The sequence below is a fragment of the Bacillus sp. JFL15 genome (assembly GCF_001184225.1).
In the GTDB taxonomy this organism is placed as follows: Bacteria; Bacillota; Bacilli; order Bacillales; family Bacillaceae; genus Bacillus; species Bacillus siamensis.
The window spans coordinates 558,862-576,782 of record NZ_KQ236689.1 but is presented as its reverse complement, the minus strand read 5'-3'; the positions used below and the strand labels follow the sequence as shown (position 1 = coordinate 576,782).

The window sequence follows — 17,921 nt, the reverse complement described above, 5'->3', positions numbered from 1 at the left end:
GGAAATGAAAAAGAGCTGTATAAAAACAGCTCTTTTTTTATAAATCATACGGTTTAAAGGTTTTGCAATCGGTTTCTTCACTTTTTTCAGCGGTTTCGCCTGTATGGCTGACAACATAAATCGCGTCGGCCGTGCATTTGTTTCCTTTGCCCCAATAAGAGCAGTTATTGACTTCACACAGTATTTTTTGATGATCCATGCTGACTCCCCCTCGATGATAAAAGGTACGCCATTAGTATGAACCGCTCTGATTTCTGTTATTCCTCCTGGCGGATATAACGTCTGTCTTTCATAAAGAGCTTCCAGAAGAAATAAAACCCGGGAAACAAAATAATGAAAGCGACGATATACGTCATAAACAGCGCCTTGAAGGTTGCCGGCTCCGTAAATCCAGACATGACCGTAATATCGGGATAAATCATATAAGGAAGGTGGGCCCGTCCGTACGCATAGCTTGCCAGGAAATATTGCAGCGCAATAGCGATCATGGCGATTCTCGGTTTGCCGATGTTCTGGCCGAAGCGTTTATTCGGCAGAAACAGGGCCGCGCCCGCAATAATAAATGTAATGACAGACAGGATGAGCCATGTCTTGTCTTTCATCATCCCCGTATACAGCCAGCCGGCTTCAGAGCGTAATGTCACCATAATGAAGATGGCAAAAAGAAGTGACAGCGGCCCTGTTATTAAAGAGCTCCGTCTGTAGATGCGGTACGCATGCTCCTCTTCCGCAACATTTGAAAAGTCAGCCAGAAGCAGCGAAGATAAAAACAAAGTGCTTAAAATGGCAAAGCCGATAAACGCATACGCATTAGGGCTTGTAAAGACATTTGCCAAATTTAAGTGATACACTCCGCCCGTCTTGTCGATAAATCCCCCGTGTGTGACCGGAAGGACCAAAATCAGCACGGCAGGAATAATGAAGCCTGAAATTCCGGAGATATATCTCATGATTTTTCTTTCCTTCGCCGTATTGGAGAAGACGAGAAAGCCGCTGCGGATCGCTAAAAGCAGCAGAATGATACTCCCTGGAATCAATAAAACGGTCCCCAGCACGAAGGTTGCCCCGGGAAAGAAGCTGAAAAGGGCGACAACGATCGCGACGATAAAGACATTGGTCACTTCCCATGTCGGGGACAAATAACGGTTGGCGATGTTTGTCGCCTTTGTTTGTTCTTTATTTAAATAAATCATCGACCAAAAGCCGGCTCCGAAGTCCATCGTTGCCATGACCGCGTAGATAAACACGAAGCCCCATACGATTGATATCGCGATGAGAGCGTCCATGGTAATGTCCATTTCAATTCAGCCCTTTCTTTGTTAAGATTCCGCCGCTTTTACATCCTCCTCAACGGGATGTTTGCGGAAATAATAAAGCAGCACATAAATGACTGCGGCCGCCAAAATGGCGTAAACCACCGTAAACAGGATGAACAGCAAGCCGATTGAACCGGTTGTGGTGACGACATCTGATGTTTTCAGCAGATGATAAATCACCCATGGCTGCCGTCCCGTACAAGCGAATATCCACCCGAATTCAATTCCGATCAGACTGAGCGGTCCTGCTGTTAAAAATAAAATCAAAAGCCAAGTCGGAAAGCTGTCTTTCTTTAAGATTTTTCTCCATACGATGCCGATGATGGAGTATAAAATGAGCAGCATTCCGATGCCGACCATTCCGTTAAACAGTGTATGAATGAATAAAGGCGGCCACTCGTCTTTCGGAAACGCGTTCAACCCTTTAACGACGGTATCAAAGCTGTTTGCAGCCAAAAAGCTTAAAGCCCACGGCACTTCTATCGCCCATTTTACTTTTTCTTCTTTTGGATCGGTAAAACCGCCGATCGCAAGCGGAGCGTGTGATCTTGTTTCGAACAGCCCTTCTGCGCCCGCAAGCTTTTCAGGCTGGTATTCGTAAAGAAGCTGAGCTGATTCGTGTCCGTTTAAAGAAGCAATAATGGAAAAGATTCCGCCGATCGTTAAAGCGAGCAGCAGCGCTTTTCGGTGAAACCGGTATATCTGCTCCTGTTTTCTCGTTCTTAGCATTTTATAAGCTGCTACTGAGGCGACGATAAATGCACCGGTCATGAAAGCCGTCAGAACGACATGGCCCGCGGTGGTGAAAAAGCTTGGATTAAAAAATGCGGCCCACGGTTCGACGTCAGTGATTTTGCCGTTTAAAATTTTAAAGCCGGCCGGCGTTCCTTCAAATGCGTGAACATTTGTGATTAAGACGGCAGAGGCCGCGGCGCCGATCAAAACGAAAATAACCGCAATGATGCGCATCGCCGGAGTCAGCCGGTCAGCGGCATAGACATAAATGGACATAAACAGCGCTTCGATAAAGAAAGCATAAATTTCAATTTGAAACGGGAGTGACATCACTCTGCCGATGACTTCCATGAATCCGGGCCACAAAAGTGCAAGCTGTGTACCCGCGATCGTTCCGGTCGGTATCGCCACGCCGAGCAGAACCGCCTGCGCCTTTGTCCACCTTTTCGCCATAATGGCATAATGAGGGTCTTTGGTTTTTTGATAAATCAATTCAGCCATTAAAATCATCAGAGGCAAGCCGACACCAAGCGTCGCGAAAATAATATGAAAGCCCATCGTTGTCCCGAACAGGCTTCTGGCTAACACTAAATCATCCACGTCATAAACCGCCTTTCTTATTACCGTTTTATGTAATGTGGTTATATTATTTGCTGAAGCCATTAGATTATTCTTCTGATTCCATATATGGGCAGGGTTTAGAAATCAAGGGATCAGGGCATATATGATTGACAAGCGCCTATTTAAGGTTTAGAATAAAACGTAATTATTACGATTTAAGAAAGGGAGATCAGCATGAAAAAAGATATTCATCCGGATAACCATCAAGTGATTTTTCAAGATGTGAACAGCGGCTACCGATTTTTAAGCCATTCAACGAAAACGTCAGAGGAAACGGCAGAGTGGGAGGACGGAAAAACATATCCGCTGATTAAAGTAGAAGTCAGCTCAGATACGCATCCGTTTTATACAGGCCGCCAAAAGTTCAACGAAAAAGGCGGGAGAGTCGAACAGTTCAACAAAAAATACAATATGGGAAAATAAGACAAGCTCGAGGGGGTTTGTCTTATTTATTGGGCCGTCTGTTACTTTGGGATCAGGTGCGGGTAGTGACGAAATGGCCCGCCTTGTGTTATATTGTGAATAAAAAGGCAGAAAGGAAACACCAAGATGAGTCTTCTAAACGATATCATGAATTTTAATGAGCAGTTCACTAAAAACAAAGATTATGAAAAATACCAAACGTCTAAATTCCCGGATAAAAAGATGGCGATTTTGTCCTGCATGGACACACGCCTTGTTGAATTGCTTCCTCACGCGATGAACATGCGAAACGGCGATGTGAAAATAATTAAAAGTGCCGGCGCGCTTGTCGCCCACCCGTTCGGAAGCATCATGCGCAGCCTTTTAGTGGCCGTATATGAATTAAACGCTGATGAAGTCTGCGTGATCGGCCATCATGATTGCGGCATGAGCAAAATCAACAGCGAGGATATGCTCGGTAAAATTATTGACCGCGGTATTCCGAAAGAGCGGATTGACATGCTGAAGCACTCAGGTGTTGATCTTGATCAATGGCTGAAAAGCTTTGATTCTGTAGAAGCGAGTGTGACAGACAGCGTAAACGTCATTAAACACCATCCGCTTTTCCCTGACAATGTGCCGGTGCACGGTCTGGTGATTGATCCTGAAACCGGTAAACTTGATCTGGTGATCGACGGCTACCAGCATATGGACTAATGCTTTTGTTTTTTTTCCGGTACGGGATCAACCCCGCCCGGATGAAACGGATGGCACTTTAAGATTCGCTTTAGGGTCAGCCATCCGCCTTTTAATGCGCCGTGAGTCCTGACGGCTTCGATTCCGTACTGAGAACATGTCGGATAGAAGCGGCATGACGGCGGCGTCAGCGGAGAGATGAACTTCTGGTATCCGCGGATTAACGCAATCATTATGGTTTTCATCAAAAAAACCACCTTTCTAATGCCAGTATAGAAAAAAAATTTCAGATTGAAAAGCTTCCGCCGCAATTCTTATCGGAAAACTGTGTTATAATGGATGCATATTCTGAAAAAAAGGGAGTGCTATTATGCCTTCAGTAGAAAGCTTTGAGCTTGACCATAACGCGGTTGTGGCTCCGTATGTAAGACATTGCGGGGTGCATAAAGTCGGAACAGACGGCGTCGTGAATAAGTTTGACATCCGCTTCTGTCAGCCGAACAAACAGGCGATGAAGCCGGATACGATTCATACGCTTGAGCACTTGCTTGCGTTTACGATTCGCACACATTCTGAGAAATACGATCACTTCGACATCATAGATATTTCACCGATGGGCTGCCAGACAGGCTATTATCTAGTTGTGAGCGGCGAGCCGACAGCGGAAGAAATTGTCGACCTGCTTGACGCTACGCTGAAAGAAGCCATCGATATTACGGAGATCCCGGCAGCCAACGAAAAACAGTGCGGCCAGGCGAAACTTCATGATTTGGAAGGCGCGAAACGCCTGATGCGTTTCTGGCTGTCACAGGATAAAGAAGATTTGCTGAAAGTGTTCGGATAAAAAACAGGCCTTTTTGCTGTCATGCAAAAAGGCTTTTTTACATATTTCTAAAAAATGTCACACCTTATGTGTAAGCGTTTGCTAAAATAGAAGCAAACATGAAGGAGTGATGGAATGAAACGGGCTGTATTGGCGGGTATGTGCGGTATGGTATTTCTTTTATCTTCTTGCGGAGGCAATGCGGACAAAACCTCCGCGGATGAAGAGCCGAAAGCGCTTGAAGTCAAGCTTACCGGACCGGAAACGGCAGAGCCGCATGAAAAAGCAGAATACAAGGCGGAAGTTTTTTACGGCGGTAAGCGGGTCACGGATGCGGATGAAGTCATGTTTGAAGTATGGAAAGAAGGAAAAAAAGGCAGCGGCAAAACAAGCAAGGCCAAGGAGGAAAAAGGGGCGTATTATCTGCGGACTGAATTCGATAAAGAAGGTGTGTATACCGTTCAATCCCACGTAACGGCAAAACAGCAGCACAATATGCCGACTGTAAAAGTGCGTGTCGGGGATGCTGAAGCTGCCGATGATTCCTCCGGCCGTGAGGAAAAGGCGCAACATCATTAAGGTTTGTTTTTATCCGTCAATCCGTTTGATGCGTCCTGCGGCGGATCGATCGTATGCTTTACGTTATAGGCTCTTACAGTCGACCAGATGGATAAAAGCAGCACGGCAAGCACGATAAGAAAGCCGAGACTCAGAAGAAGCAGCATGGAATCCCTCCTTTTTAACAAATGATAACATATTTTCCATCTGGAAAACCAAGGGCTAAAAATTTATGTTTTAACACACGATATATAGGGTATATCAATAGTAAACCAAAGGAGGAAGATTGGCATGTCAGAAAAACTATTGGAAGCAGTTAATAAACAAGTTGCAAACTGGACGGTCATGTATGTGAAATTACATAACTATCATTGGTACGTCAAAGGGAAGGACTTTTTCACATTGCATGAGAAATTCGAAGAGCTGTATAACGAAACGGCTACATATATTGATGACCTTGCAGAGCGTCTGCTGGCATTAAACGGCAAGCCGATCGGCACCATGACGGAATCATTGAAGACTGCTTCTATAAAAGAAGCGGAAGGCAATGAGAGCGCAGAACAAATGGTACAGAACATTTATGATGATTTCACTGTCATTGCAGAAGAGCTGAAAAGCGGAATGGATCTCGCAGATGAGGTCGGGGATGAAACGACCGGCGATATGCTGCTGGCCATTCACCAGAATATCGAAAAACATAACTGGATGCTGAAAGCGTATTTAGGATAATTAACAAGGGAAGACCGGGGCTTTAGAGCGTCCGGTCTTTTATTTGGCTGCCGAAGATGTTGTCCATTTTTCTGAAAAATCCAGACCGTTCCGTTCACTTTTCATAGAATAATGTAAGGCCGTTTCTGTGAAAGGATGTTGGATCAAATGGGCAGAGACTTTGGCATCTTTTCGTTTTTTGCAGTGATTGTGTCGGCAGCGGGATTTTTCTTTGGCGGTTTTCAGTATTCGTTTCTGATTTTGCTATCGGTCATGGCGATCGAATTTATCAGTACAAGCTTAAAAGAGTCTCTTTTGCATCAGCTGAGCCCAAAAAGGCTTTTTGCGCGGCTGGTCAAAAAAATTGTGACCCTGGCATTAGTCTCAGTTTGCCATTTTTTTGATCAGCTGCTTTATACCGAAGGCGCTATCCGTAATTTGGCTATCATGTTTTATATCTTATACGAATCGGTACAGATTGTGATCACGGCAAGCTCGCTGGGCATCCCGGTTCCGCAGGTGCTCGTCGATCTTTTGGACACCTTGAAAAATAAATTCAAGCGCAAACCGTAACATTTGCTTCAAACGAGGCTATACTAGCGGGTATGATGGTTTTCCTCTGAATTTTTGATAAAGGGCTTCCGAACAAACGCAACTGTGGTATGATGTATGGAAGATATGAAGGAACGGATTAGAGGGATAAACATGTACGAGTTTAAAGACTATTATCAGAATACTGTTCAGCTCTCCTTTGAACACCAGCCTTTTTCAGACAGCCCGAAGCACGTATGGGTTATATGCCGATATGGCGATAAATGGCTTTTGACTGAGCATGAAGACCGGGGGTTTGAATTTCCGGGCGGAAAAGTGGAGCCGATGGAATGTGCGGAGGAAGCGGCCCTGCGCGAGGTGAAAGAAGAAACCGGCGCTGCGGTAAGACACCTTCAGTACGTCGGACAGTATAAAGTTCTCGGCAGGGAAAAGATAATCATTAAGAATATATATTTTGCCGATATTGAAAGGCTTGAAAAACAGGCTGATTATTTTGAAACGAAGGGGCCGGTGCTGTTCAGCGAACTGCCGGAGAATCTCCCGAGAAATAAAAAGTTCAGTTTCATCATGAAAGATTCAGTGCTTCCGATCAGCCTGAAAAAGCTGAAAGAGGACGGCGTATTTCAATCATAAAAACGGAGACCCGGCGATACCGCACGGGTCTTTTTTATATTTTTCCTTTCGTCCATTTTCTTTCTAACCATTCGACTCCCTGATACATCAATGTCGCAAAAACCGCGATGATCAGAAGGCTTAAGAACACCAAAGTGAAATTGAAGACTTGGAAGCCGTAAATGATCATGTAGCCCAGGCCCTTTTCGGACACAAGAAATTCGCCGACAATGACCCCGACCCAGGATAAACCGACATTCACTTTAAGCGCAGAAACAATCGCGGGGGAGCACGCCGGCAAGATGACTTCTTTAAATATGATGCGCCTTTTCGCTCCGAAGGTTTTCATGACCTTAATATAATTCTCATCCACTTCCTGAAAAGCCGTAAAGACGACGATCGTCGTGATAATGACACTGATGACTGCACCCATGGCTACGATGCTTGTGAAACTCGGTCCGAGTGCGACGATAAGAATCGGCCCGAGTGCGACCTTCGGCATCGCGTTTAAAATGACGAGGTACGGGTCTAACACACGGGCGAGCCTGTTTGACCACCATAACAGAGCGGCGAGGCATGTGCCGAGAAGTGTGCCGAGCAAAAAGCCCAGAACGGTTTCTCCTAATGTAACGCCGATGTGAGCCGCAAGAGATCCGTCCGCGATCTTTTCCGCCAAGAGCCGGCAAACGGCAGAGGGTGAGCTGAAGATTAACGGATCGATCCAGCCTGCCTTGCTCGATATTTCCCACCCGGCAAAAAATACGATGAAAATGGCGGCCTGATACGCACGGATCCGGCGTTTTTCTTTTTGGTGTTTTTTCTTAAACTCCTGATGAAGCTGTTCAATCGTGCCGCTGCTGTTTTTCAAGGGAGTTCAGCTCCTTCCATATCGTTTGAAACAGCGGCTGAAAGGCCGGGTCCTGACGCGCGTCAAACGGATCTAATGCCGCGAGCTCCTTGGGCACGGTGAAGATTTGGTGGATGGTGCCCGGCTGATTCGAAAATAAATAGATCGTATCGCTCATGGCGATGGCTTCACCGATATCGTGGGTGACGAGCACGGCGGTTTTTTGAAAATCTTTTAATGTTTTGAAGACAAGGTTTTCTAAAGAAAGCTTCGTTTGAAAGTCCAGCGCGGAAAACGGCTCATCCAGAAGCAGCAGTCCCGGGTCCGGCGCAAGCGTTCTGGCAAGTGCCGCCCGCTGTCGCATTCCGCCTGACAGCTCTTTCGGATATTTTTTTTCGACGCCGATTAATCCGAGTTTAGGCAGAAGGCTGAGAACTTCAGCTCTTTTTTCTTCTGTTAATGTTTTGGAAATGTGTAAACCGAGCAGGACGTTTTCCTCAATTGATTTCCAAGGAAATAAATAATCCTGCTGAAGCATATAGCCGATTTGGTGTTCTTTATGGTTCGGCACGCTTCCTTCAATCAGCACCCGGCCTTGCGCGGGGGCGATAAGGCCGGCCAGAATGGACAGGAGTGTGGTTTTTCCGCATCCGCTCGGCCCGAGAAAAGAGATGAAATCCCCTTTTTCAATATGAAAATGTATATCTTTCACGGCGGTTGTTCTTTCTTTCAGCGAGAAATAAGTATGTGTCACATGATCCACTTGTAAAAAAGACATTCATGTTCCTCCTATTGTTCTGAGGTGGCTTTTTTGGCGATTTTTGTGTTGACGAGTTTGCTGTACGGAATATGTTTCGGGAGCTCTCCGGCTTCATCCATAATAGATTGGAGCTGTTCCCATTCATCCTCTTGCAGAACAGGGTCTGAAGAGAATGATTTTTGTTTTTTATAGCGTTCTATTGATGCTTCAATAATGGCCGGGTCGGTATCGGCAAATTCCTTTTGAATCGTTTTTGCGATGTCTTTGGCCGGATGGCTTTCCACCCATTGCTGGGCGCGGTAAATGGCGCGGGTGAATTTTTCCGCCGTTTTTTCATTGTTTTTTAAATAGCTTTCTTTTGCCATAAAAGTTGTGTAAGGAACTTGGCCGGAAGCTTCTCCGAAGGATGCGACGATATGGCCGATGCCTTCTTTTTCAAATTGGGATGCCGTCGGTTCAAACAGCTGCACATAATCACCGGTGCCGGATGCAAATGCGTTGGAAATGTTGGCGAAATCAATGTTTTGAATCAGGTTGATGTCTTTTTTCGGCTGTATGTGATGTTTTTTCAGTACGTACTCACCAGCCATTTGAGGCATGCCGCCTTTTCGCTGGCCGAGAAATGTTTTTCCTTTTAAATCGTCCCACTTGAATGATGTCTCATCCTTCCGCGCCACGAGAAATGTGCCGTCTGTCTGCGTCAGCTGTGCGAAGTTGATGATAGGATCTTTAGCTCCCTGCGCTTCCACGTAAATGGATGTTTCAGAACCGACCAGCGCGATGTCAGAGCCGTTTGACAAAAGCGATGTCATCGTTTTGTCTCCGCCCCATGTTGTTTGAAGAGACACTTGAAGCCCTTCTTTTTTAAAGAAACCCTTCGCTTCAGCGACATACATAGGCGTATAGAAGACGGAGTGTGTGACTTCCGCCACCTTCACCTTCGTCAGACTTTCTTCCTGTCTGCAGGCCGGAAGAATGAGCAGGAAAAAGGCGCATATGACAAAGATGCAGCTCGTTTTGAGCCATTTGTTCACGTTGTAACCTCCTTATATTAAGCGTTAAAATAACCCTTTTTGCTTTACATATCGTATGATGGGTATAAAAAATGTGTGAGTGCCCATATTCAGGTTGGGAAAGAATAAAAAAACTGATGATGAAGGAGGCTCATTTGCTTTGCTGGTTGAAAAGAGAAGGTTTCCGTCTCCGAGCCCGCATGTCCGGCTCTTTGCGGTATGCTACGAGTCAGAAGGGCTGAAGGTAAAGGGGCTCCTTGCCGAGCCTGCGGCGCCGGGAACATACGACGGTTTTTTATATTTGCGCGGCGGCATAAAAAATGTCGGCATGGTCCGCCCGGGAAGAATCGTTCAGTTCGCTTCCCAAGGCTTTGTCGTGTTTGCACCTTATTACAGAGGCAATCAGGGCGGCGAGGGAAATGAAGATTTTGCGGGAGAGGACAGAGAGGACGCGTTTTCCGCTTTCCGCCTGCTTCGGGATCACCCGAACGTCAGGGAAGGCCGGGTTCATATTTTCGGGTTCTCCCGGGGCGGCATCATGGGGCTTTTGACTGCGATCGAGATGGGGCATCAGGCGGCTTCGCTCGTCTCTTGGGGCGGTGTGAGTGATATGGTGCTTACTTATGAAGAGCGGAAGGATATGCGGCGGATGATGAAGCGGGTGATCGGCGGCACGCCGAAAAAGGTGCCGGATGAATACAGATGGCGTTCGCCGTTTGAAAAAGCAGACCGTATTCAAGCGCCTGTGCTGCTCATTCATGGCGAGAATGACGAAAATGTTTCGATCGAACATGCGCGGATGATTGAGGACAGGCTGAAAGAGGCGGGAAAACCGGTGGAAACCTGGTATTACAGCGGTTTTCCGCATTATTTTCCGCCGCAGGAAAACAGACGCATAGTCCGGCGTCTGGCGGAATGGATGAAGACAAGGTAAGATAACGGATTTATGATATGATAATAAAGAAAAAGAGAATGAAAGGGGATTTTCATTTTGGGAATGCCTGTTGAATTTAATACAATGATTGTGACAAAAGGCAATGAAAAACGGATAGAGGAAAATATCTTTTTATTGGAGAAAGAGGGCTACCGCGTTTATCCTCTTGATATTCCGATGGACGTGCGCAAAACAAAAAACGGCGAGAAATCCGGGACCGGCGAAGTCCAAAAGCTCGAATGGGCGAACGGACGGACGAGCATTACATACAGACTCACTTCGCTTCATTCGACTAACTGAAAAAACAAAAGCCGAGGGCAGCAGCGCCCTTGGCTTTTTTGATTAAACGAGAGGCCCGCCGGCTTTGGCGATCGAGTCTGCATGAGAAAACTTTTTAAAGTTTTCTTTAAACTCATTGGCTAAAAACAGCGCCTTTTCGTTGTATGCTTTTTTATCGCTCCATGTGTTTTCAGGCTGAAGAACTTCATCCGGAACGCCCGGAACGTGAACGGGACTGTGCAGGCCGAAAATGCTGTCTGCCGTCATATCTGTCTGATCAAGCGTGCCGTCAATTGCGGCTTTTACCATCGCTCTTGTATACGAAAGTTTCATCCGCTCGCCGACTCCGTACCCTCCGCCGGTCCAGCCTGTGTTGACCAGGAAGACTTGAGCGCCGTGCTCGTCGATTTTATGACCGAGCATTTCGGCATAGACGTGAGCCGGAAGCGGCAGGAAAGGTGAACCGAAGCACGTGGAGAAAGTCGTTTGCGGAGATGTCACGCCGCGCTCGGTTCCCGCGAGTTTGCTGGTGTACCCGCTTAAGAAATGATACATTGCCTGTTCCTTCGTCAGTTTGCTGATCGGAGGGAGCACCCCGAACGCGTCCGCCGTTAAAAAGACGATCGCCTGCGGATGGCCGGCAATGCTCGGCTGCACGATATTGCCGATCATCTCAATCGGATACGCGGCTCTTGTGTTTTCCGTGTAGAAGGAATTGTCGTAATCCGCCTCACCCGTTTTTTCATCAAGCACAACATTCTCAAGAACAGACCCAAAGCGGATCGCACGAAAAATCTGCGGTTCTTTTTCTTCGCTCAGATTGATACATTTAGCATAACATCCGCCTTCAATGTTAAACACGCCGGAGTCTGACCAGCCGTGCTCGTCATCGCCGATCAGTTTCCGGTCCTCATCGGCCGAAAGCGTCGTTTTCCCCGTGCCGGAAAGACCGAAGAACAAGGCGACATCACCTTTTTCACCGACGTTGGCTGAGCAGTGCATCGGCAGAATATCTTGCTGCGGAAGAAGGAAGTTCATAATGGAGAAAATTGATTTTTTCATTTCTCCGGCGTATTCGGTGCCGCCGATTAAAATGACGCGCTTTTCGAAAGATACAATGATAAATGTTTCCGAATGCGTGCCGTCCGTCTCCGGATCCGCTTTAAAATGCGGAGCTGAGAGAATGGTAAACGGCTGTGCTTCCGGATCCCTTTCAGCCGTCTCCGGTCTGATAAACAGCTGGCGCGCGAACAGGTTGTGCCATGCAAATTCATTTACGACTGTAATCGGCAGTCTGTATTTTTCATCTGCGCCTGCGAATCCTTCAAAAACAAACAGTTCATCTCTCTGTTTTAAGTAGCTGACGACTTTGGCGTACAGCTTTTCAAACGCCTCTTCAGAAATGGGCTGGTTCACTGCGCCCCAATCAATTTGATTTTCTGTGCTTTTTTCACGAACGATAAATTTATCTTTAGGTGATCGCCCCGTATATGCACCGGTAGTGGCGCGTACGGCGCCCGTAGATGTCAGTGTGCCTTCATTTCGGGTGATCACTTTTTCGGTAAGTTTTGGCGCCGATAAATTATGATGCACATTTGGACTTGCGAGTAATGCTTGAAGATCTGCAGTTAAATCAACTAATTTCATAAAACCCTTCCTTTGCCGGTTTATTTTTATTTCGCTGAATGTGGAATTAGTATAACACATATATAAAAATAGTCTATACTGTTTATTGTTTTTTGTTTGTGTTTTTCCATTGCTTCCTGAAATAAAGGCGCGTAATCGCTTTAATTCATATTGACACTTTCCGCCCTTTTACGATAAGATATTTCATTGAGCGGATACTCTTATCCCGAGCTGGCGGAGGGACAGGCCCGATGAAGCCCAGCAACCGGTTTCTCTGTAAAAAAGCAGGTGAATACACTGTGGGAAACCAAGGTGCTAACCTGATGCAAGGTTTAATATTTCCTTGAGCGATAAGAGTGAAAGGCACACAGACCAAACCCTTTCCTCGAGTGGAAAAGGTTTTTTTATTTCATAAAATATGCCAATTAACATTCTCTGATATAGTATGACATTGTATTAAGAGGGAGCGAGTTCCGTATCATATGAGAAGATCTTTCAAAAGATCTTTTTTCAGGAGGAAAAGTGAATGAGTAAAAACCGTCGACTATTTACATCTGAATCTGTTACTGAGGGTCATCCGGATAAAATCTGTGACCAAATTTCTGACAGCATCTTAGATGAGATTTTAAAAAAAGACCCGAACGCGCGCGTAGCCTGTGAAACATCTGTAACGACAGGCCTTGTGCTGGTAAGCGGAGAGATTACAACTTCAACATACGTTGACATTCCGAAAACAGTCCGTGAAACGATTAAAGAAATCGGCTACACACGGGCAAAATACGGATTTGATGCGGAGACTTGCGCTGTTTTAACATCAATTGATGAACAGTCTGCGGATATCGCGATGGGTGTCGATCAGGCTCTTGAAGCGCGTGAAGGCACAATGAGCGATGCTGAAATCGAAGCTATCGGAGCGGGTGACCAAGGTCTGATGTTCGGTTATGCGTGTAACGAAACGAAAGAGCTTATGCCGCTTCCGATCTCTTTGGCGCATAAATTGGCCCGCCGTTTGAGCGAAGTCCGCAAAGAAGACATTCTTCCGTACCTTCGCCCTGACGGAAAAACGCAAGTTACCGTTGAATATGATGAAAACAACAAGCCGGTCCGCATCGATGCGATCGTCATCTCAACTCAGCACCATCCGGAAATTACGCTTGAGCAGATTCAGCGCAATCTGAAAGAGCATGTCATTAACCCTGTCGTGCCTGAGGAACTGATTGATGACGAAACAAAATACTTCATCAACCCTACGGGACGTTTCGTAATCGGCGGTCCTCAAGGCGATGCGGGACTTACCGGCCGTAAAATCATCGTTGACACATACGGCGGATATGCACGCCACGGCGGCGGTGCATTCTCCGGTAAGGATGCGACGAAAGTAGACCGTTCAGCGGCTTACGCTGCGAGATACGTAGCGAAAAACATCGTGGCTGCAGGACTTGCTGATTCTTGTGAAGTGCAGCTTGCATACGCAATCGGCGTGGCACAGCCTGTATCTATTTCCATCAATACATTTGATACAGGAAAAGCTTCTGAAGAGAAACTGATCGAAGTCGTACGGAATAACTTCGACCTGAGACCTGCCGGCATTATTAAAATGCTTGATTTGCGCCGTCCGATCTATAAACAGACTGCCGCTTACGGCCACTTCGGACGTCACGATGTGGATCTTCCTTGGGAGCGTACTGACAAGGCGGATGCGCTTCGCAAAGAAGCACTAGGAGAATAATTTTATAGCCGCTTATTTAAGCGGCTTTCCCTTTTTGCAGATGCTGCCATGCTTATTTTTTACATAGCGTGAAACCAATGGCGTAACAAAGCGTCTATAAAAAGGGGGTTCAATTAGAAAATTACACTTATGGAGGCTATACTATGTGTGGATTTGTCGGTGTTTTTAATAAGCATCCATTAACTCAAACCGCAGATCAAGAAGAGCTAATCAAACAAATGAACCAAATGATCGTTCACCGCGGTCCTGACAGCGATGGGTATTATCATGATGAGCACGTCGGATTCGGCTTCAGACGGCTCAGTATTATTGACGTAGAAAACGGCGGACAGCCTTTATCATATGAAGATGAGAAATATTGGATCATTTTTAACGGCGAAATCTATAACTACATTGAATTGAGAGAAGAGCTTGAAGCGAAAGGCTACACTTTCAATACAGATTCCGATACAGAGGTGCTCCTTGCGACATACCGTCATTATAAAGAAGAAGCCGCTTCAAAGCTTCGCGGAATGTTTGCGTTTTTAATCTGGAACAAAACTGACCGTGTCATGTACGGCGCGAGAGACCCGTTCGGCATTAAACCGCTGTATTACACAACCATCGGGGACAAAGTGTATTTTGCATCTGAAAGAAAAAGTTTAATGGCCGCTCAAAACGGTATTGATCTCGATAAAGCTTCTTTACAGCAATATATGTCTTTCCAATTTGTTCCTGAACCGAGCACGCTTGACGCTGAAGTGAAAAAAGTCGAGCCGGGCAGCCAGTTTACGATCCGCCCGGAAGGCGAAATCGCGTTTAAAACGTATTTCAAAGCGAACTTTAAGCCTGTTCAGTCCGATGAAGATAAATTGGTGAAAGAAGTCAGAGACGCAATCTTTGACTCTGTCAAAGTCCACATGAGAAGTGACGTTCCTGTCGGCTCGTTTCTATCCGGCGGCATCGACTCTTCTTTTATCGTCTCAGTTGCGAAAGAATTTCACCCGAACCTTAAAACATTTTCTGTCGGCTTTGAACAGCAGGGCTTCAGTGAGGTTGACGTAGCGAAGGAAACAGCTGCCGCGCTCGGGATTGAAAATATCAGCAAAGTCATTTCTCCTGAGGAGTATATGAACGAGCTTCCGAAAATCGTCTGGCACTTTGATGACCCGCTTGCAGATCCGGCGGCGATTCCTTTGTATTTTGTCGCGAAAGAAGCGAAAAAGCATGTAACGGTTGCGTTATCCGGGGAAGGCGCGGACGAGCTGTTCGGCGGGTACAATATTTACCGCGAACCGCTGTCTCTTAAACCGTTTGAACGCATTCCGTCCGGTCTGAAAAAAATGCTTCTTCATGTGGCGTCCGTCATGCCGGAAGGAATGAGAGGAAAAAGCCTCTTAGTCCGCGGCTGCACACCGCTTGAGGACCGTTATATCGGGAATGCGAAGATTTTTGAAGAGCCTGTGAAAAAACAGCTGCTCAAACATTACAACCCAGAGCTTTCATACCGGGATGTTACGAAGCCGTACTTTACGGAAAGCCGTTCATACAGCGACATTAATAAAATGCAGTATGTCGACATTCACACGTGGATGCGCGGCGACATCCTGTTAAAGGCTGACAAAATGACGATGGCCAATTCATTGGAGCTGCGCGTGCCGTTCCTTGATAAAGTCGTGTTTGACGTGGCATCTAAAATTCCGGATGAACTGAAAACGAAAAACGGCACGACGAAATACCTTCTGCGTAAAGCCGCTGAAGGAGTTGTGCCTGATCATGTGCTGAACCGTAAAAAACTCGGTTTCCCTGTGCCGATCCGCCACTGGCTGAAAAATGAAATGAACGAATGGGTGCGCAACATCATTCGTGAAAGTGAAACAGACGCTTATATTGAAAAGGATTATGTCCTTCAGCTTCTGGAAGATCATTGCGCAGACAGAGCGGACAACAGCCGCAAAATCTGGACCGTGCTGATCTTCATGATCTGGCACAGCATCAATGTCGAAAAAAGACTGGTGCCGGAAGAGCTGAATCATCAGCCGAAAGAAGTCATTTTCGTTTAATCCAAAAGGCTTTCGATGTTATCGAAAGCCTTTTTTTCTATTGTTTTATGTAAACCGTCTATTCCGCTATGTTTTCAGTAAAGTATTACGCAATATTCAGAAAAAGGTTATAATAGGACTAATCGGGCAGATGCCGGAAAGTGCTTTCTGGCTATTTCGTCTCGGTTTGTTACTTTTCTGTCAAAATCAGGGGGGAGAGTTATGCAAAACAAAGGAAAAACGCTTCACCGCGGTTTGGAAGAGAGGCATATCTCACTTATGTCTTTGGGCGCCGCGATAGGGGTCGGACTGTTTCTCGGGTCAGCTTCTGCCATAAAGCTTGCAGGACCGGGGATTTTAGCCGCTTACGCCTGCAGCGGGCTGATTATGTTTTTTATTATGCGGGCATTAGGGGAAATGGCGATTCAAAAGCCTGTTGCCGGCTCATTCAGCCGCTATGCAAGAGATTATCTCGGGCCGCTGGCCGGCTTTTTAACAGGCTGGAATTATTGGTTTTTATGGGTCGTTACCTGTATGGCGGAAATCACCGCGGTCGGCATTTATATGGGCTACTGGTTCCCTGACGTGCCGTCATGGATCTGGGCGCTTTGTGCACTCGTCATTATGACAGCTGTCAACTTTCTGGCGGTCAAAGCGTATGGTGAACTTGAATTCTGGTTTGCGCTCATTAAAGTCTTGGCGATTCTGTCAATGATTGCGATCGGTCTGGTGATGATCGTATTCGGTCTCGGAAACGGAGGCGTCGCGCTTGGAATCAGCAATTTATGGAGCAACGGCGGCTTTTTCCCGAATGGGATTAAAGGGGTGCTGCTGTCGCTGCAAATGGTCATGTTTGCATATCTCGGAATTGAGCTGATCGGTGTCACAGCTGGTGAGGTCAAAAATCCGGAAAAATCATTGGCGCGGGCCATTGATACTGTTTTTTGGCGCATTCTCATTTTTTACGTCGGAGCTTTATTTGTCATTATGTCAATTTATCCGTGGCAGGAAATCGGTTCAGGCGGAAGTCCGTTTGTTTTGACATTTGAAAAAATCGGAATTCCCGCAGCAGCCGGAATCATTAATTTTGTCGTTTTGACGGCGGCTCTTTCTTCCTGCAACAGCGGGATCTTCAGCACGGGGCGTATGCTGTTTAATCTCGCGGAGCAAAATGAAGCCCCGAAAGCCTACGGCACGGTCACAAAAGGCGGCGTGCCGGGAAAAGCGGTATTGGTTTCAGCGGGTGCGTTATGCATCGGCGTTCTGCTGAACTACGTGGTGCCGGCGAAAGTGTTTACGTGGGTGACAAGCATTGCGACGTTCGGAGCAATTTGGACATGGGCGATTATTTTGCTTTCCCAAATGAAATACCGTAAAAGTTTACAGCCGGAAGAACGGAAAAAACTAAAATATAAAATGCCTTTATACCCTTTTTCCTCATACATCTCACTGGCTTTTCTCGCATTTGTCGTTGTGCTGATGGCTTTTGATGCAGAAACCAGGGTGGCTGTCATCATCGGCCCTGTCTGGTTCGGCATTTTATTAGCAGCCTATTACGGGAAAGGCTTCCACAAAAGAAAACACATAAACCTGGAAAACGGACAGACATTCGCTGAAAAAGCGTAAAAAAAGAGCCTGCTGAAATGGGCTCTTTTTTCATAGGATCGGGTAAAAGGGGGAAGAATAAAA

21 protein-coding genes and 1 riboswitch are annotated in these 17,921 nt (G+C 46.3%); of the genes, 12 read left to right on the top strand and 9 right to left on the bottom strand.

Translation table 11 applies throughout. The annotated features are described in order from the left end of the window. Positions 1 to 37 precede the first annotated feature (37 nt). Genes AD710_RS18875 through AD710_RS02805 form a run of 3 tightly spaced genes read right to left on the bottom strand, consistent with a single transcriptional unit; the run spans position 38 to position 2,651 of the window. Positions 38 to 199 (bottom strand): DUF1540 domain-containing protein, encoded by a 162-nt coding sequence (locus AD710_RS18875; protein ID WP_016938469.1) that lies wholly within the window; start codon positions 197 to 199, stop codon positions 38 to 40. A 58-nt stretch (positions 200 to 257) separates the two neighbouring features. Further along, entirely contained in the window at positions 258 to 1,298 is a 1,041-nt protein-coding gene (locus tag AD710_RS02810; protein WP_016938470.1) for a cytochrome d ubiquinol oxidase subunit II, read from the bottom strand. Between the two features lie 21 nt (positions 1,299 to 1,319). After that, a complete protein-coding gene (locus tag AD710_RS02805) occupies positions 1,320 to 2,651 on the bottom strand; it encodes a cytochrome ubiquinol oxidase subunit I (RefSeq protein ID WP_029575342.1) in 1,332 nt (443 codons plus the stop codon). 195 nt (positions 2,652 to 2,846) lie between these two features. Here AD710_RS02805 and AD710_RS02800 point away from each other — a divergent pair, with 195 nt between their 5' ends. Continuing rightward, the gene (locus tag AD710_RS02800) at positions 2,847 to 3,095 is read left to right on the top strand and encodes a type B 50S ribosomal protein L31 (protein WP_003152229.1); all 249 of its coding nucleotides are present in this window, start codon (positions 2,847 to 2,849) and stop codon (positions 3,093 to 3,095) included. 126 nt (positions 3,096 to 3,221) lie between these two features. Then, positions 3,222 to 3,791, top strand: coding sequence for a beta-class carbonic anhydrase (locus AD710_RS02795; protein WP_016938473.1), 570 nt, complete (start codon positions 3,222 to 3,224; stop codon positions 3,789 to 3,791). On the opposite strand, the gene yidD is transcribed toward AD710_RS02795, so the two are convergent. Continuing rightward, positions 3,788 to 4,015, bottom strand: coding sequence for a membrane protein insertion efficiency factor YidD (gene yidD, locus AD710_RS02790; RefSeq protein WP_016938474.1), 228 nt, complete (start codon positions 4,013 to 4,015; stop codon positions 3,788 to 3,790). The genes AD710_RS02795 and yidD overlap by 4 nt on opposite strands. Positions 4,016 to 4,140: 125 nt before the next feature. Here yidD and AD710_RS02785 point away from each other — a divergent pair, with 125 nt between their 5' ends. Both AD710_RS02785 and AD710_RS02780 read left to right on the top strand, forming a co-directional pair. Then, complete coding sequence (locus AD710_RS02785; RefSeq protein WP_003152237.1) at positions 4,141 to 4,614, top strand: S-ribosylhomocysteine lyase; 474 nt, start codon at positions 4,141 to 4,143, stop codon at positions 4,612 to 4,614. Between the two features lie 114 nt (positions 4,615 to 4,728). Beyond that, positions 4,729 to 5,172 carry a FixH family protein gene (locus AD710_RS02780; protein WP_016938475.1) on the top strand — a complete coding sequence of 148 codons (444 nt, stop codon included), beginning with the start codon at positions 4,729 to 4,731 and terminating at the stop codon, positions 5,170 to 5,172. Here the strand turns inward: AD710_RS02780 and ytzI are convergent. Further along, on the bottom strand, positions 5,169 to 5,318 hold the full coding sequence (gene ytzI / locus AD710_RS02775) for a YtzI protein (protein WP_016938476.1): 150 nt from the start codon (positions 5,316 to 5,318) through the stop codon (positions 5,169 to 5,171). The genes AD710_RS02780 and ytzI overlap by 4 nt on opposite strands. Positions 5,319 to 5,442: 124 nt before the next feature. Between ytzI and AD710_RS02770 the strand changes: the two genes are divergently transcribed. The 3 genes from AD710_RS02770 (at position 5,443) to ytkD (ending at position 7,044) form a co-directional block, all read left to right on the top strand. Next, on the top strand, positions 5,443 to 5,880 hold the full coding sequence (locus tag AD710_RS02770) for a Dps family protein (RefSeq protein WP_003152242.1): 438 nt from the start codon (positions 5,443 to 5,445) through the stop codon (positions 5,878 to 5,880). A gap of 147 nt (positions 5,881 to 6,027) precedes the next feature. Next, entirely contained in the window at positions 6,028 to 6,432 is a 405-nt protein-coding gene (locus AD710_RS02765; RefSeq protein ID WP_045926401.1) for a phage holin family protein, read from the top strand. Positions 6,433 to 6,564: 132 nt separating this feature from the next. Beyond that, the gene (gene ytkD, locus AD710_RS02760; RefSeq protein ID WP_016938479.1) at positions 6,565 to 7,044 is read left to right on the top strand and encodes an RNA deprotection pyrophosphohydrolase; all 480 of its coding nucleotides are present in this window, start codon (positions 6,565 to 6,567) and stop codon (positions 7,042 to 7,044) included. A 34-nt stretch (positions 7,045 to 7,078) separates the two neighbouring features. On the opposite strand, the gene AD710_RS02755 is transcribed toward ytkD, so the two are convergent. The 3 genes from AD710_RS02755 to AD710_RS02745 are packed head-to-tail and all read right to left on the bottom strand — an operon-like array spanning position 7,079 to position 9,664. Further along, a complete protein-coding gene (locus AD710_RS02755; RefSeq protein WP_047476784.1) occupies positions 7,079 to 7,891 on the bottom strand; it encodes an ABC transporter permease in 813 nt (270 codons plus the stop codon). After that, positions 7,866 to 8,648 (bottom strand): ABC transporter ATP-binding protein, encoded by a 783-nt coding sequence (locus AD710_RS02750; protein ID WP_047476785.1) that lies wholly within the window; start codon positions 8,646 to 8,648, stop codon positions 7,866 to 7,868. The genes AD710_RS02755 and AD710_RS02750 overlap by 26 nt, the downstream gene beginning before the upstream one ends. Positions 8,649 to 8,659: 11 nt before the next feature. Then, complete coding sequence (locus tag AD710_RS02745; RefSeq protein WP_049627224.1) at positions 8,660 to 9,664, bottom strand: ABC transporter substrate-binding protein; 1,005 nt, start codon at positions 9,662 to 9,664, stop codon at positions 8,660 to 8,662. A 139-nt stretch (positions 9,665 to 9,803) separates the two neighbouring features. Here AD710_RS02745 and AD710_RS02740 point away from each other — a divergent pair, with 139 nt between their 5' ends. Continuing rightward, on the top strand, positions 9,804 to 10,577 hold the full coding sequence (locus AD710_RS02740) for an alpha/beta hydrolase family protein (RefSeq protein ID WP_049627223.1): 774 nt from the start codon (positions 9,804 to 9,806) through the stop codon (positions 10,575 to 10,577). A 57-nt stretch (positions 10,578 to 10,634) separates the two neighbouring features. Further along, positions 10,635 to 10,877 carry a DUF2584 domain-containing protein gene (locus AD710_RS02735; protein ID WP_013353269.1) on the top strand — a complete coding sequence of 81 codons (243 nt, stop codon included), beginning with the start codon at positions 10,635 to 10,637 and terminating at the stop codon, positions 10,875 to 10,877. Positions 10,878 to 10,919: 42 nt separating this feature from the next. Here AD710_RS02735 and pckA read toward each other — a convergent pair whose 3' ends face one another. Beyond that, complete coding sequence (gene pckA, locus AD710_RS02730) at positions 10,920 to 12,503, bottom strand: phosphoenolpyruvate carboxykinase (ATP) (RefSeq protein WP_049627222.1); 1,584 nt, start codon at positions 12,501 to 12,503, stop codon at positions 10,920 to 10,922. 197 nt (positions 12,504 to 12,700) lie between these two features. Then, positions 12,701 to 12,839: riboswitch (SAM riboswitch) on the top strand. Positions 12,840 to 13,008: 169 nt separating this feature from the next. On the opposite strand from pckA, the gene metK reads away from it, so the two are divergent. The 3 genes from metK to alaP all read left to right on the top strand — a co-directional run bounded on the left by metK (position 13,009) and on the right by alaP (position 17,858). After that, complete coding sequence (gene metK / locus AD710_RS02725) at positions 13,009 to 14,211, top strand: methionine adenosyltransferase (protein ID WP_016938485.1); 1,203 nt, start codon at positions 13,009 to 13,011, stop codon at positions 14,209 to 14,211. Positions 14,212 to 14,354: 143 nt separating this feature from the next. Further along, on the top strand, positions 14,355 to 16,253 hold the full coding sequence (asnB, locus tag AD710_RS02720) for an asparagine synthase (glutamine-hydrolyzing) (RefSeq protein ID WP_016938486.1): 1,899 nt from the start codon (positions 14,355 to 14,357) through the stop codon (positions 16,251 to 16,253). A gap of 201 nt (positions 16,254 to 16,454) precedes the next feature. Beyond that, complete coding sequence (gene alaP / locus AD710_RS02715) at positions 16,455 to 17,858, top strand: alanine permease AlaP (protein WP_016938487.1); 1,404 nt, start codon at positions 16,455 to 16,457, stop codon at positions 17,856 to 17,858. Positions 17,859 to 17,921 lie beyond the last annotated feature (63 nt).

Excerpts from the sequence above, each read along its gene's own strand:
- AD710_RS18875 (WP_016938469.1), bottom strand. The coding sequence starts at position 199 with ATGGATCATCAAAAAATACTGTGTGAAGTCAATAACTGCTCTTATTGG.
- AD710_RS02810 (WP_016938470.1), bottom strand. The coding sequence starts at position 1,298 with ATGGACATTACCATGGACGCTCTCATCGCGATATCAATCGTATGGGGC.
- AD710_RS02800 (WP_003152229.1), top strand. The coding sequence starts at position 2,847 with ATGAAAAAAGATATTCATCCGGATAACCATCAAGTGATTTTTCAAGAT.
- AD710_RS02795 (WP_016938473.1), top strand. The coding sequence starts at position 3,222 with ATGAGTCTTCTAAACGATATCATGAATTTTAATGAGCAGTTCACTAAA.
- yidD (WP_016938474.1), bottom strand. The coding sequence starts at position 4,015 with ATGAAAACCATAATGATTGCGTTAATCCGCGGATACCAGAAGTTCATC.
- AD710_RS02785 (WP_003152237.1), top strand. The coding sequence starts at position 4,141 with ATGCCTTCAGTAGAAAGCTTTGAGCTTGACCATAACGCGGTTGTGGCT.
- AD710_RS02780 (WP_016938475.1), top strand. The coding sequence starts at position 4,729 with ATGAAACGGGCTGTATTGGCGGGTATGTGCGGTATGGTATTTCTTTTA.
- ytzI (WP_016938476.1), bottom strand. The coding sequence starts at position 5,318 with ATGCTGCTTCTTCTGAGTCTCGGCTTTCTTATCGTGCTTGCCGTGCTG.
- AD710_RS02770 (WP_003152242.1), top strand. The coding sequence starts at position 5,443 with ATGTCAGAAAAACTATTGGAAGCAGTTAATAAACAAGTTGCAAACTGG.
- AD710_RS02765 (WP_045926401.1), top strand. The coding sequence starts at position 6,028 with ATGGGCAGAGACTTTGGCATCTTTTCGTTTTTTGCAGTGATTGTGTCG.
- ytkD (WP_016938479.1), top strand. The coding sequence starts at position 6,565 with ATGTACGAGTTTAAAGACTATTATCAGAATACTGTTCAGCTCTCCTTT.
- AD710_RS02750 (WP_047476785.1), bottom strand. The coding sequence starts at position 8,648 with ATGTCTTTTTTACAAGTGGATCATGTGACACATACTTATTTCTCGCTG.
- pckA (WP_049627222.1), bottom strand. The coding sequence starts at position 12,503 with ATGAAATTAGTTGATTTAACTGCAGATCTTCAAGCATTACTCGCAAGT.
- metK (WP_016938485.1), top strand. The coding sequence starts at position 13,009 with ATGAGTAAAAACCGTCGACTATTTACATCTGAATCTGTTACTGAGGGT.
- asnB (WP_016938486.1), top strand. The coding sequence starts at position 14,355 with ATGTGTGGATTTGTCGGTGTTTTTAATAAGCATCCATTAACTCAAACC.
- alaP (WP_016938487.1), top strand. The coding sequence starts at position 16,455 with ATGCAAAACAAAGGAAAAACGCTTCACCGCGGTTTGGAAGAGAGGCAT.